Origin of the sequence: Dactylosporangium vinaceum (genome assembly GCF_019904175.1) — a bacterium.
GTDB classification, from domain to species: Bacteria; Actinomycetota; Actinomycetes; order Mycobacteriales; family Micromonosporaceae; genus Dactylosporangium; species Dactylosporangium vinaceum.
The window spans coordinates 9,286,315-9,298,969 of the sequence record NZ_CP061913.1 but is presented as its reverse complement, the minus strand read 5'-3'; the positions used below and the strand labels follow the sequence as shown (position 1 = coordinate 9,298,969).

14 protein-coding genes are annotated in these 12,655 nt (G+C 71.6%); 9 read left to right on the top strand and 5 right to left on the bottom strand.

Annotated features, from left to right (window positions below):
* The first annotated feature begins 3 nt into the window (after positions 1-3).
* The gene (locus Dvina_RS41510) at positions 4-480 is read left to right on the top strand and encodes an anthrone oxygenase family protein (protein ID WP_223095722.1); all 477 of its coding nucleotides are present in this window, start codon (positions 4-6) and stop codon (positions 478-480) included.
* Between the two features lie 9 nt (positions 481-489).
* Complete coding sequence (locus Dvina_RS41505; protein WP_223095720.1) at positions 490-858, top strand: nuclear transport factor 2 family protein; 369 nt, start codon at positions 490-492, stop codon at positions 856-858.
* Here the strand turns inward: Dvina_RS41505 and Dvina_RS41500 are convergent.
* Complete coding sequence (locus Dvina_RS41500) at positions 855-1,559, bottom strand: RICIN domain-containing protein (RefSeq protein ID WP_223095718.1); 705 nt, start codon at positions 1,557-1,559, stop codon at positions 855-857. The two genes, Dvina_RS41505 and Dvina_RS41500, sit on opposite strands and share 4 nt — an antisense overlap.
* A 178-nt stretch (positions 1,560-1,737) precedes the next feature.
* Here Dvina_RS41500 and ald point away from each other — a divergent pair, with 178 nt between their 5' ends.
* From ald to Dvina_RS41485, 3 genes are read left to right on the top strand one after another with little or no spacing between them, the layout of a single operon-like run.
* Positions 1,738-2,853, top strand: coding sequence for an alanine dehydrogenase (gene ald, locus Dvina_RS41495; protein WP_223095716.1), 1,116 nt, complete (start codon positions 1,738-1,740; stop codon positions 2,851-2,853).
* 6 nt (positions 2,854-2,859) lie between these two features.
* The gene (locus Dvina_RS41490; protein ID WP_223095714.1) at positions 2,860-3,792 is read left to right on the top strand and encodes a site-specific tyrosine recombinase XerD; all 933 of its coding nucleotides are present in this window, start codon (positions 2,860-2,862) and stop codon (positions 3,790-3,792) included.
* A 43-nt stretch (positions 3,793-3,835) separates the two neighbouring features.
* Positions 3,836-4,402 carry a TetR/AcrR family transcriptional regulator gene (locus Dvina_RS41485; RefSeq protein WP_223095712.1) on the top strand — a complete coding sequence of 189 codons (567 nt, stop codon included), beginning with the start codon at positions 3,836-3,838 and terminating at the stop codon, positions 4,400-4,402.
* An 8-nt stretch (positions 4,403-4,410) separates the two neighbouring features.
* Here Dvina_RS41485 and Dvina_RS41480 read toward each other — a convergent pair whose 3' ends face one another.
* From Dvina_RS41480 to Dvina_RS41465, 4 genes are all read right to left on the bottom strand, one after another.
* Positions 4,411-4,605: a hypothetical protein gene (locus Dvina_RS41480; protein WP_223095710.1), complete on the bottom strand. Its 195-nt coding sequence runs from the start codon at positions 4,603-4,605 to the stop codon at positions 4,411-4,413.
* Between the two features lie 244 nt (positions 4,606-4,849).
* The gene (locus Dvina_RS41475) at positions 4,850-6,037 is read right to left on the bottom strand and encodes a hypothetical protein (RefSeq protein ID WP_223095708.1); all 1,188 of its coding nucleotides are present in this window, start codon (positions 6,035-6,037) and stop codon (positions 4,850-4,852) included.
* Positions 5,967-6,596, bottom strand: coding sequence for a SigE family RNA polymerase sigma factor (locus tag Dvina_RS41470; protein WP_223095706.1), 630 nt, complete (start codon positions 6,594-6,596; stop codon positions 5,967-5,969). Before Dvina_RS41470 ends, Dvina_RS41475 begins: the two co-directional genes overlap by 71 nt.
* A gap of 221 nt (positions 6,597-6,817) precedes the next feature.
* Complete coding sequence (locus Dvina_RS41465; protein ID WP_246655653.1) at positions 6,818-8,131, bottom strand: serine/threonine-protein kinase; 1,314 nt, start codon at positions 8,129-8,131, stop codon at positions 6,818-6,820.
* Between the two features lie 174 nt (positions 8,132-8,305).
* Between Dvina_RS41465 and Dvina_RS41460 the strand changes: the two genes are divergently transcribed.
* The 4 genes from Dvina_RS41460 to Dvina_RS41445 all read left to right on the top strand — a co-directional run bounded on the left by Dvina_RS41460 (position 8,306) and on the right by Dvina_RS41445 (position 12,561).
* Positions 8,306-9,247 (top strand): ParA family protein, encoded by a 942-nt coding sequence (locus tag Dvina_RS41460; RefSeq protein WP_223095704.1) that lies wholly within the window; start codon positions 8,306-8,308, stop codon positions 9,245-9,247.
* 38 nt (positions 9,248-9,285) lie between these two features.
* Positions 9,286-10,359 carry a segregation and condensation protein A gene (locus tag Dvina_RS41455; RefSeq protein ID WP_380031250.1) on the top strand — a complete coding sequence of 358 codons (1,074 nt, stop codon included), beginning with the start codon at positions 9,286-9,288 and terminating at the stop codon, positions 10,357-10,359.
* 665 nt (positions 10,360-11,024) lie between these two features.
* Positions 11,025-11,774, top strand: a complete 750-nt coding sequence (gene scpB / locus Dvina_RS55565) for an SMC-Scp complex subunit ScpB (protein ID WP_425516574.1) — start codon at positions 11,025-11,027, stop codon at positions 11,772-11,774.
* On the top strand, positions 11,761-12,561 hold the full coding sequence (locus tag Dvina_RS41445; protein ID WP_223095702.1) for a pseudouridine synthase: 801 nt from the start codon (positions 11,761-11,763) through the stop codon (positions 12,559-12,561). Before scpB ends, Dvina_RS41445 begins: the two co-directional genes overlap by 14 nt.
* The last annotated feature ends 94 nt before the right edge of the window (positions 12,562-12,655 follow it).

Below are 12,655 nucleotides of genomic sequence, written 5' to 3'. Positions count from 1 at the left end.
GACATGAGAAACCTCGTCCTCGCCACCACGACGCTGTTCGTCGGCCTCTCCGCGGGCGTCTTCTTCGCGTACTCGACGTCGGTCATGCTCGCCCTGCGCCTGGTCGAGGACCGCACGTTCATCGACGTGATGCAGAAGATCAACACCGCGATCCTCAACGGCTGGTTCCTGACCGTCTACGTCGGCGCCTTCTTCCTGGCCGTGGCCGCCGTCCTGCTGCACCTCGCCGCCGCCCACCGCGGCCCGCTGCCCTGGCTGATCGCCGCCGCCGTCCTCTACGCCGTCGCCTTCGTCGTCACCGCCGCCGTGAACGTCCCGCTGAACGACACCCTGAACGCCGCCGGCCCGGCAGCCACCATCACCGACCCGTCCGCCGTCCGCCAGGCCTTCGAGGACCGCTGGATCACCTGGAACCTGGTCCGCACCGTCGCCTCGGCCGGCTCCCTGCTGACGATGGCCATCGCCCTCATCCGCGCCTAACGTTGCGCCGTGAACGTTGATGTCTACGCGCTTCACCGGGCGTTCGTGCAGGCCGAGCTGCGAGCCGACACCGGTGCCCTGCGGGAGCTGCTGGCCGAGGACTTCCGCTCCATCGGCGATCAGGGGTACGTGCTGGACAAGGCGCAGTGGATCGCGAAGTTCGCCGACTTCGCGTACACCGCCCTCGACAGCAGCGACGTCGAGGTGAGCGCCTACGACCGCGCGGCCGTCGTGCGATACGTCCAGCGCAGCCGCTCGGTGTGGCAGGGGCAGGCGATGGCGCTGACGTCGCGGGCCAGCCAGATCTGGGTCGCGCAGCCCGGCGGCTGGAGGCTCGCCGGCCTGCAGTTCAGCAGCCTGCCCGACCAGCCGGCCTAGCCGGTCGGCTGGAAGGACCAGCGCTGGTCGGCGGCGCCGTTGCAGTCCCAGATGACCATGACGGTGCCAGGGGCGGGGTTGCCGCCGGAGATGCTGGCGCACTTGTTGCTGTTCGGGTTGAGCAGGCGATAGCCGCCGTTGTCGCCCACCAGCTTCCAGAGCTGGCCGGTGTCGGCGTGGCAGTCCCAGATCCAGACCTGGGCGCCGTTGTCCGAGGAGTTGTTGCTCACGCTCAGGCAGCGGTTGTCGGCGGCGTTGACGAACTGGAAGATCTCGGTGCTGTCGCCCATGGCCTGCGGTACCCACAGCTCGGTTGCGTTGTTGCCGTCGCAGCCCTGCTGGGTGGCGTTGCCGCCGTTGCCGGCGTTGGCCTGCAGGCACAGGCCCGAGTGGGCGGGGTGGATCAGCGACGGCTTGGCCGCCAGGATCGCCGGCTTCCTCGTCGGCGTGGGGCTCGGCGTGGGTGACGGGGACGGGGCGGCGGACGTCGGGGGCGGTGGGGGAGTGGCCGACGCGGGGGCGGCCGAGGACTGCTCCACCGGCGGTGCGGCGGTCGTCCGGGGGTCGTCGGACATGAATGCCTGGACGGCGAAGACGACGCCCACGATGACCGCCAGGAGGGCCGCGCCGGCCGCGCCGAGGAGGAGCCTGTCCGGCTTCGGAGCTGGCAGTTCGGGGCGAGGGCCGCCGTACACCGTCATGGGTTGTGAGAATAGATCACCCGGTATCGGCGCACAGTGCCGCGCTCGCCGGCCAGCACAGTGTCAACTCCGCTGGTGAGGAGTTCACACTGTGCTGCCATCGGGTACCCCAAAAGGGCCATAAACTCCGGCGTGTGCACACAGCGTAATGGCGCGCTGAGTGGAGAGGGGTCCAACCGTGAAGGTCGCAATTCCGCGCGAGGTCAAGAACCACGAGTACCGCGTGGCGATCACACCCGCCGGCGTCCACGAGCTCGCCGCGCACGGGCACGAGGTCTTCGTCGAGGCCGGGGCCGGGCTGGGGTCGTCGATCAACGACCAGGAGTACCGCGAGGCCGGCGCCACCATCCTGCCCACCGCCGATGACACCTGGGGCGAGGGCGAGCTGGTCCTGAAGGTCAAGGAGCCGGTCGCCGAGGAGTACGGCCGGATGCGCGCCGGGCAGGTCCTGTTCACCTACCTGCACCTGGCCGCGTCCCGGGACTGCACCCAGGCGCTCGTGGATCGCGGCGTGACGGGCATCGCCTACGAGACGGTCGAGCTGGCGGACCGGTCGCTGCCGCTGCTCGCCCCGATGTCCGAGGTCGCCGGGCGGCTGGCACCGCAGGTCGGGGCGTACCACCTCATGCGGGCCGGCGGCGGGCGCGGGATCCTGCTCGGCGGGGTGTCGGGCGTGTACGCGGCAAAGGTCGTCGTCATCGGCGCCGGCGTCTCCGGGCTCGGCGCGGCCGCGATCGCGATCGGCATGCAGGCCGAGGTGCTGCTGCTGGACAAGAACATCTCCCGCCTGCGCGCGGCCGACGCGATCTACCAGGGCCACCTGCAGACGATCGCATCGAACGGGTACGAGATCGAGAAGGCGGTGCTCGACGCCGACATGGTGATCGGGGCCGTGCTCGTCCCGGGGGCCAAGGCGCCCAAGCTCATCAGCAACGAGCTGGTCAAGCGTATGAAGCCGGGCAGCGTGCTCGTCGACATCTCGATCGACCAGGGCGGCTGCTTCGAGGACTCGCACCCGACGACGCACGACGACCCGACCTACCGGGTGCACGACTCGATCTTCTACTGCGTGGCGAACATGCCGGGCGCGGTGCCGCACACGAGCACCTACGCGCTGACGAACGTCACACTGCCCTACGTGCTGGAGCTGGCCGACCGCGGCTGGCGCGACGCCCTGCGCCGCGACCCGGCGCTCGCGCTCGGACTCAACACGCACGACGGACACGTGACCTACGGCCCGGTCGCCGAGGCGCACGGCATGGATCACGTTGCCGTGGACCGCGTCCTGGCATAGAACACCATGGTGGATCTGCGCCGCTCCGTCGACTCCTACCTCGATCACCTCACGGTGGAGCGGGCGCTGGCCGCCAACACGCTGCTGTCGTACCGCCGCGACCTCGACCGCTACGTCGAGTGGCTGGTCGCGGCGGGCATCACCGACCTCGCCGCGGTGACCGCCCGGGACATCGCCGCGCACGTGGCCGACCTGCGCGCCCCGGCCGGTGACACGCCGCCGCTGTCCGCCTCCTCGGCCGCGCGCGCCGCCAGTGCGGTCCGGGGGCTGCACCGGTTCGCGCTGCTGGAAGGGCTCGCGGCGACCGACCCGTCGCGCGAGGTCAAGCCGCCGGCGCTGCCGAAACGACTGCCCAAGGCGCTCGACGTGGACCAGGTGGCGCGCCTGCTCGCGGTCGCGCCGAACGGGCCGCTCGATCTGCGGGACGCGGCCCTGCTGGAGTTCCTCTACGGCACCGGTGCCCGCATCTCCGAGGCGGTCGGCCTGGCCGTCGACGATCTCGACCTGGACGCGCGGCCCGGGATGGCCGTGCTGCACGGCAAGGGCGGCAAGACGCGGCTGGTGCCGATGGGCAGCTACGCGCGGGCGGCGCTCGACGCGTACCTGGTGCGGGCCCGGCCCTCGCTCGCCGCGCACGGCACCGGGGTCCCGCAGGTGTTCCTGAACGCTCGCGGGGGAGCGCTGTCACGGCAGAGCGCGTGGACGATCCTGCGGAAGGCGGCCGCGGCGGCGGGACTGCCGGTCGACGGGGCCGCGGGCGTCTCGCCGCACACGCTGCGTCACTCGTTCGCCACGCACCTGCTCGACGGCGGAGCGGACATCCGGGTGGTGCAGGAGCTGCTGGGGCACGCTTCGGTGACGACCACGCAGGTGTACACGCTCGTGACCGTCGACCGCCTGCGCGAGGTGTACGCAACGGCCCATCCACGCGCCCGCTGACCCGGTGGAGTAGTGCCAACGCTTGTTGGCTTAGGGTCGGGGGATGACCGCTCGCCGCTCGGACGCCACGCGCGCCGCGATTCTGCGGGCCGCCCGGGTGCGGTTCGCCGAGGACGGGTATCAGCGGGCCACGATCCGGGCCATCGCCGCCGACGCCGCCATCGATCCGTCGATGGTGATGCGGTACTACGGCAACAAGGAGCGGCTTTTCGCCGCCGCGGTCGACATCGATCTCCGGATGCCCGACGTGGCCGGGCTGCCGGCCGAGAGGGCGGGGGCGGAGCTCGTGCGGCACTGGGTGCGGCGCTGGGAGGACGATCCGACCGGGGACGTCCTGCTGACGCTGCTGCGCTCGGCCGCGACCGACGACACGGTCGCCGAGCGGGTGCGCGACGTGTTCCGCGACCAGATCGTCCCCGTGGTGCGCCAGCTCAGCGGCGCCGGCGAGGACGAGGCGGCCGAGCGGGCCGGGCTGCTGGCGACGCAGATGCTCGGGCTCGCGATGTGCAGGCACATCCTGCGCATCCCGCCGGTGGCGGCGATGACGACCGAGCAGGTGGTGCAGCGGGTGGGGGCGACCGTGCAGCGGTACCTCACGGCCGCCCTCTGACCCGTGTGTTACTTGTGGCGGTTGTACATCTTCGGCGCCTTCGGGTTGCCGCCCTTGCCGACGCCGCCCCGGCCGCCCGTGCCGTCCTGGCCCGGATAGGTGCGGTTGGCCTGGGCGCGGCGGATGGCCTCGAGCGGGTTGGCGGGCGCGGTGTCCTCAGGCGTCTCGGTGGTGTCGTTCGGCTCGTCGTTCACGGCAGGCATGAGCGTCTCCTTCGCGGGACTGGCTGCGGCTGGTGCGCCGGATCCGAGGCGCGTGAACAAGCGGAGACCGCGCGAGAGCACGAAGCGGGAGAGTGCAGGAAACCCACAACGGGGGCCGTCGAGCGGCACCGGGATCAGCGGTGCGGCGACGGCGCGCGCGGCGTCAACGGGCTCAGAAACGCATGCGACAACGGTAACAGCACCCCGGCCCACGCGCACGTGACATTTCCGGGGTGCCGCCGCGTTACTGGTAGACCTTCGTGACAGTTGGCCAGTTCTCGCCGTTGTCGAGGTTCTGCGGCTTGATGCCCAGCGTGATCTGGGTGAGCTGGCCGCCGGCCGGCGTCTTGTAACCGTCGGCCTCGGCCATGACGAACACCGTGCCGCTGTCCAGCACCTTCGTGCAGCGCAGCCGGTCGCCGTCACAGTCCAGCCGGCCGGCCAGCTTCGGCCCCGCGTCGATCCGGCCGGCGGCGAGGGTGAGCACGCCGACATCCGCGAAGTCGTACGGCTCGAAGATGGGCAGCCGGACGTACTGCTGGATCAGGCGTACCGACGACACGACGTCGCCGGCGTCCTGCACGTCGCCGCCGTAGCTCGCCGCCAGCAGGTGGTAGCCCTTGATCGGGTTCGCGCTCTGGAACGCCACCGGGAACGGCCGCGGCGCCGCCGGGGTGAGCCCTTCGGCGATGGCGACCAGGTCGTCGCGCGTGGGCACGTTCTCCCACGACGACCAGTAGATCGCCGCCCAGGCGCCGTCCATGTACTGCCAGGCCAGCGCCGGGATCAGCTGCCCCCGGTCCATGGCGGCCTTGGCGGCCGTCGACGGGGCCAGCGGGCCGTTGGTGCCGCCGCCGGAGTACGCGAGCAGCCCCTCGCCGCTGGGCATCTGGATCTTCTCGGCGACCTTCAGGAACATCGACGGGTCGAAGGCGTCGGGGCGGTACACGACAAGGCTTCCACCGGGGTACAGCTCGGCGAAGCCACCGGGCCGGGCCCCGGGCGCCCCGGTGACCGTCTGCTGCGGCGACGGATCGAGGATCGGGCCGGCGCCGTCGATCGAGGACTGCTGGTAGGCGTTGGTGACCACGTCGGGGTCGCTGACCTTGTAGCCGTTCGCCTGGAAGCCCTTGTACGTCGTGGTGAACGCCGGCGCCGCGGCGAACGCGGTCGGGGCCGGCGAGGCGGCGCTGGGCAGCGAGCTCGGGTCGACGGCCGGGGCCAGGGTGCTGGGGCCGCCGGCGAGCATCAGGGCCGCGGTGACCGCGGCGATCGCCGTGACCACGCCACCGCCGGCGGAGGAGAGCAGGGCGTTGCGCCGGCGGCGCCGCACCAGGTGCCGCCCCGCGGCGGTGATGTCGTCAACGCTGAGCCGCGGTGGCGGCGCGTCGTCCCGGACCGACGTCAGCAGCGTGTGCAGATCCCGTTCCATGCCCTTCCCTCCCATCCAGCTCGCGGCCGACACTCTTTGCAGTGCCCGCTGAAAGGTCGTCCGTGACGCGGAGCTCGTCCGTGCCGAGCAGTGTCTTGAGCGCCGCGAGCCCGCGGGCGGTCTGACTCTTGACGGTCCCCGGCTGGCGGCCGAGCACCTCGGCGGTCTCTTCAACGCTCAGCCCCTCGTAGTACCGCAGCACCAGCACCGCGCGCTGGCCGGGTGCCATACGGGCGAGCGCGGCGCGGATCCGGAGCCGCTCGTCGACCTGATCGGCGTGGTCCGGGCCGGGCAGCTCGGGCAGCGCGTATCCGGCCGACCGCTCACGGCGCCGCCAGGGCCGCCGTGACTCGTCGACAAGCGCGTGCACGATCGCCCGCCGTACGTACGCCAGCGGGGTGTCGACCTTTGTCCAGCGCACATACAGCTTCGCCAGCGACGCGGCCACCGCGTCCTCGGCGGCGTGCCAGTCCCCGCACGTCAGATAGGCGAGCGAGCGCAGACCGTCGAATCGTGCGGTGACGAATTCGCGGAAGTGCGCCTCGTCGTCTTGGTTCACCCGTTCGGGCTCCCTTCGTCCGGGGGTAGACGGCGCTGCCCGGAGGAAGGGTTGCACACGATCGGGGGAAATTTCGTCGGCGGTTCGCCCCGATTTCCGGCTGTTTCGACGGGCATCGGGGCCCGCGGCGGTGTGCCGGCGCCGGCCGCCGCTGCGACCCGGCCGGCCCGGGCAACGCAGTGCTATTGCGCGGGTGCTGCGGGTGAACCGGCGCGCTGTGCTCAGCCGCCGTTGCCGCCCACCACGATCGTCGCCTCCACCGAGGCCGGGGGCGGGGTCGCGGGGCCCGTGGTCGGGGGCGGGGCGGCGGTGGTGGTCGGGGCCTTGTCCGGGGTGGGGGAGGCCGGAGGCTGCGAGCCCGGCGCGGGAGAGCTCGGCGGGGCGGCCGTCGTCGGGCTGGCCGGGGCGGTCGAGGTGTTCTGTGACTGGTTGTGCGAGGGCCCCGGGTTGGCGGGGGCCTTGTTCGTGGCCGACGGTGTGACAGCGGCCGACGACGGGGGCTTGGCGTCGGGGATCTTGGGGTCGAAGACCTCGCGGGAGAGGGCCACGATGGCCAGGACCACGCCGGTGATGAGGGCGATGCCGGCCAGGGTGGCGACGATCGGGACCCAGGCCGGGCGGCCCGGTTTGCCGTCGTCGGCGCCGTCCGGGGTGGGCGGGGTGACGACGACGGTGGGGGCGGCGGCGCGGACCGGGATGGCGACCGGGTCCTCGATGGTGCCGTGGCCGGCCGCGCGGGCGGCCGAGGCCATGGCGGCGGCGGTCGGGTAGCGGTCCTCCGGGTTCTTCGCCATCGCGCGCTCGATCAGGGCGCGGGTGGCGACCGGGACGGTTTCCGGGAGCGGGGGCGGCTCGTCCTGCAGGTGCTTCAGGGCGATCTCCAGCGGCGAGTTGCCGTTGAAGGGCGGGGCGCCGGTGACGCAGTGGTAGGCCACCACGCCCAGCGCATAGATGTCCGCCGCCGGGGAGATCGGGCGGCCCGACGCCTGCTCCGGGGACATGTACAGCGCGGTGCCGATGACGGCGTTCACCTTCGTCACCGATGTCACATCGGACGAGCGGGCCACGCCGAAGTCGACGAGGGTGACCGCGCCGGACTCGGTGACCAGGAGGTTGCCGGGCTTCACGTCGCGGTGGATGATGCCGCGCTCGTGGGCGGCGTGCAGCGCGTCGGCGGCCTGGGCGACGATGTCGAGGGTCTGCCCGACGGGCAGGGTGCCGTGCTCGTTGATCAGCTCACCCAGCGGGCGGCCGTCGACGAAGGCCATGACCAGGAACAGCGTCCCCTCGGGGGTCTCGCCGTAGTCGTAGACGCCGACGACGCCGGGGTGGCCGAGCGAGGCCATGATCCGGGCCTCCGAGCGGAACCGGCGGCCGAACTCGGTGTTGCTCATGTGGCCGGGCAGCAGCACCTTCACGGCCACCGTACGGCCGAGCGTCTTGTCGGTGGCGCGGAAGACCTGCCCCATGCCGCCGCTGGCGACGAACTCCTCGAGGCGGTACCGGTCGCCGAGCACGTCCCCTGGTCCCAACACGGCAATGACCGTACCCAACGATGAGCTTCGCGACACGCCGGGCGCGCGGCGCGATATGTACCCTGCAGGGGCGGTACAGTCGGGCAACGGCTGACTCGCTCCCCCACAAGGCCGGCGCCGATCTCGGCTCCTCCGGGGCGGAGCCACTGCCGCCGGGAGGGGCGAAGACCAGCGATGACAGGCATGGGCGACCAGGCGGAGTCGTGGACCACGACGATGCGCGCCGAGCAGGAGCGGGCTTCGCTGGACCTCGGCGCTGAGCTGGGTCCGGCCGACCCGACGGCATACACGATGCGCAAGCCGATCCCCGAGCCGATGCCGATGGACAGGCACGGCCCGGCGCGGATCATCGCCATGGCCAACCAGAAGGGCGGCGTCGGCAAGACCACGTCGACCATCAACCTGGGTGCGGCACTGGCGGAGTACGGCCGGCGCGTGCTGCTCGTCGACTTCGACCCCCAGGGCGCCCTGTCGGTCGGCCTCGGCGTCAACCCGCACAACCTCGACCTCACGATCTACAACATCCTGATGGACTCCGACGTGACGGTCGAGGACATCCGGATCAAAACGGACATCGCCGGGCTGCACCTGCTGCCCGCGAACATCGACCTCTCGGCGGCCGAGATCCAGCTCGTCACCGAGGTCGCCCGCGAGATGGCCCTGGCCCGGGTGCTGCGCCCGGTGCTCAAGGAGTACGACTACATCCTGATCGACTGCCAGCCGTCCCTCGGCCTGCTGGCGATCAACGCGCTCACCGTCGCGCACGGCGTGATGATCCCGCTGGAGTGCGAGTTCTTCTCGCTCCGCGGCGTCGCGCTGCTGCTGGACACCATCGACAAGGTGCGCGAGCGGCTCAACTTCGACCTGGAGCTCGAGGGCATCCTCGCGACCATGTACGACAGCCGCACCACGCACTGCCGCCAGGTGCTGCAGCGCGTCGTGGAGGCGTTCGGCGACAAGGTGTACCAGACCGTCATCACGAAGACCGTGAAGTTCCCGGAGTCGACTGTCGCCGGTGCTCCCATCACGACGCTCGACCCGTCGTCGTCGGGGGCCCGCAACTACCGGCAGCTGGCCCGTGAGGTCATCGCCCAGCAGGCCGAGCGGCGGCTGTGAGTAGGGGCTTTTCGCTGTTCGTGCGCTAGGTTCTTCGGGTGACTGAGCCGGTGGTGGAGACGCCTGCGGTCGTGGCGGACATCGCCGCGCCCGACTCGCCGGACGCTGAGCCGCCGGCCGCCGCGGTGCCCGGCTCGCCGGACGCCGGCCAATCCGGCTCGCCGGCCGCGGCCGACGTCGCGACCACCGGGTTCAAGGTCAAGCTGGCCAACTTCGAGGGCCCGTTCGACCTCCTGCTGCAGCTGATCGGCAAGCACAAGCTCGACGTCACCGAGGTCGCGCTGCACACGGTGACCGACGACTTCATCGCCTACATCCGGGCGATGGGCGACGACTGGGACCTCGACGAGGCGTCGGAGTTCCTGGTGATCGCGGCGACCCTGCTCGACCTCAAGGCGGCCCGGCTGCTGCCCTCGGCGACGGTCGAGAACGAGGAGGACCTCGCCCTGCTCGAGGCGCGCGACCTGCTGTTCGCGCGGCTGCTGCAGTACAAGGCGTTCAAGGAGGCGGCCGCCCACATCCAGGGCCTGGAGGCCGTCGGCTCCCGCCGCTACCCGCGCGCCGTCTCCCTGGAGCCCCGCTACGCCGAGGCCCTGCCCGACCTGGTCCTGCACGTCGGCCCGGAGCGGCTGCTCAAGCTGGCCGTCAAGGTGTTCACGCCCAAGGTCGTGCCGGTGGTCTCGGTCGCCCACATCCACCAGGTGCGGGTAAGCGTCCGCGAGCACGCCAACATCCTGCGCGACCGGCTCATCGAGCAGGGTGAGGCGACCTTCACCGCCCTGTGCATCGACTGCGAGTCGACCCTGGAGGTGGTGGCCCGCTTCCTGGCGCTGCTGGAGTTGTACCGGGAGAACCTCATCAACTTCGAGCAGCCCCTCGCGCTCGGGGAGCTGACGGTCCGCTGGACGGCCACCGAGGACGTCGGCGTCGACATCCAGGTCGACGAGTTCGAGGGCGCACCGGCCGACGCGAGCCCGGCTCCCACCGACGGGGCTCCCACCGACGGGGCGGCCGAGGACGGGGCGGCCGAGGGCGAGGCGGCCGAATTGGCGGATGCCGGGGAATCGTTGGATGCTTCGGAGCCGGACCCGCACGACGAGGTGGAAGCGTGAACGCTGAGGACGAGAAGCCTTCGGGCTCGCTGGCCGATCAGGCCGCGAGCTGGGTCCCGCCGTGGGCCCGTCCGAAGCCCGAGGCGCCACCCCAGTCCTTCCCCGACCTGCAGTGGCAGTCGGACGCCGAGGAAGAAGCCGCAGACCCAGAGCCCGCCGTCGTACCTGAAGACGCGCCCAACCCTCTACTAGACCTCGAGACCGATGCCGCGGCCGAGCCCTCGCGGGAGTCGGCAACCGGCCCGGAGCTCGAGCCGGCCGCCGCGGCCGACGCTGAGGTGGAGTCGTCGCCGGAGCGCGGGGCCGAGGTGCCGGCCGAGCCTGAGCCGCCGGCCGAGCCGGAAGCCTCGGTCGAGCCTGAGGTGCCGGCTGAGCCGCAAGCCTTGGTCGAGCCTGAGGTGCCGGTCGACCCCGAAGTCTCGGTCGAGCCCGAGGTGACGGTCGAGTCTGAGGTGCCGGCCGGGCCGGGAGCGTCGGTCGAGTCTGAGGTGCCCGCCGGGCCGGGAGCGTCGGTCGAGCCCGAGGTGCTGGTCGAGCCTGAGGCTTCGGTCGAGCCCGCGGTGGAGCCTGAGCCGGTGGTGGCGGCGGGCGATGTCGGGGTTGAGGGCCGGTTGGAGGCGGAAGCTGACGCTGGGCCTGAAGGTGAGGTTGAGCGTCAGGCTCCGGTGGCAATCGGCGTTACCTCTGGGGCTGCCGAGGGTGACGCAGTGGAGCCGGCCGAGACGGAGCCGGCCGAGGGCGAGCCGGCGGTCGGGGCTGCGGAGGGGTCTGCGCCTTCGGCGGAAAGTGAGTCGGCGCCTGCGGTGCTTCCCGGGTTGGCAGCGGCGGGTAAGGCGCCGGAGGCCCCGGCTGCTGAGAAGCCGGAGATGGGCGACGCCGAGCTGCGGGCGGCGCTCGAGGCGATCCTGCTCGTCGTCGACGAGCCGACCGGGGAGATGATGCTCGCCCAGGTGCTGGAGCAGCCGGTCGAGCGGGTGCTGTCGGCGCTGGTGGCGGCGTCGGAGGAGTACACCCGGATGGGGTTCGGGTTCGATCTTCGGCGGGTCGCCGGTGGGTGGCGACTCTACACGCGGCCGGAGTATGCCAGTTACGTCGAGAAGTTCGTGCTCGACGGGCAGCAGATCCGGCTCACGCAGGCGGCGCTGGAGACACTGGCTGTGATTGCGTACAAGCAGCCGGTAACCAGGTCGCGCATCTCGGCCATCCGCGGTGTGAACTGTGACGGGGTTGTCCGTACGCTGGTACTGCGAGGGCTGATCGAAGAGATCGGCAGTGAGCCGGAGAGCGGTGCGTTCCTGTACCGCACGACCACGCTGTTCCTGGAGAAGCTCGGGCTCAACAGTGTTGAGCAGCTGCCCCCGCTCGCCCCGTTCCTCCCCGACGACATAGATGAGATCGCCGATGCCCAGCGTTGACCCGTCCATAGAGTCCGAGTTCCAGGGATCGGCGTTCGATGCGCCGCCCGACGCGGAGCCGCCGCGCAACGAGGAGCGGCTGCAGAAGATCCTGGCCGCGGCCGGACTGGGGTCGCGGCGCGCGTGTGAGCGCATGATCGACGCGGGCCGGGTGACGGTCAACGGCAAGGAGGCCACGCTCGGCGACAAGGCCGACGCGGCCCGGGACGCCATTCACGTCGACGGGTCGCGGCTCATGACCGACACCCGGATGGTGTACCTCGCGCTGAACAAGCCCGCCGGCGTCGTCTCCACGATGGACGACGAGAAGGGCCGGGACGCGATCTCGGACTTCCTGCCGAACATCAACACGCGGGTGTTCCACGTCGGCCGGCTCGACCAGGAGAGCGAGGGCCTGCTGCTGCTGACCAACGACGGCGGGCTCGCGCACAAGCTGATGCACCCGTCCTACGAGGTCGCGAAGACGTACCAGGCCGAGATCCCGGGGCCGGTGCCGCGGTCGATGGGCCGGGAGCTCAAGGCCGGCGTGGCGCTCGACGACGGGCCGGTGAAGGTGGACTCGTTCCGGGTCGTCGACGCCTACGGGAAGGTCGCGCTCGTCGAGGTCGTGCTGCACGAGGGGCGCAACCACATCGTGCGGCGGATGTTCGAGGCGGTCGGGCACCCGGTGCAGCGGCTCATCCGCACGCAGATCGGGCCGATCCGGCTGGGCGACCTGCGGCCGGGGCGGACGCGCCACCTGAACCAGGGTGAGATCGGTGCCCTGTTCAAGGCGGTCGGCGAGTAGCTGCCGGCCCTCGCCGACGGCGGTTGCCGGGTGGTCGGCGGCCGGCGTGTGACTGTCCGCAGGGGGTGCAGGGGGCGTTGAGCCCCCTTACCCG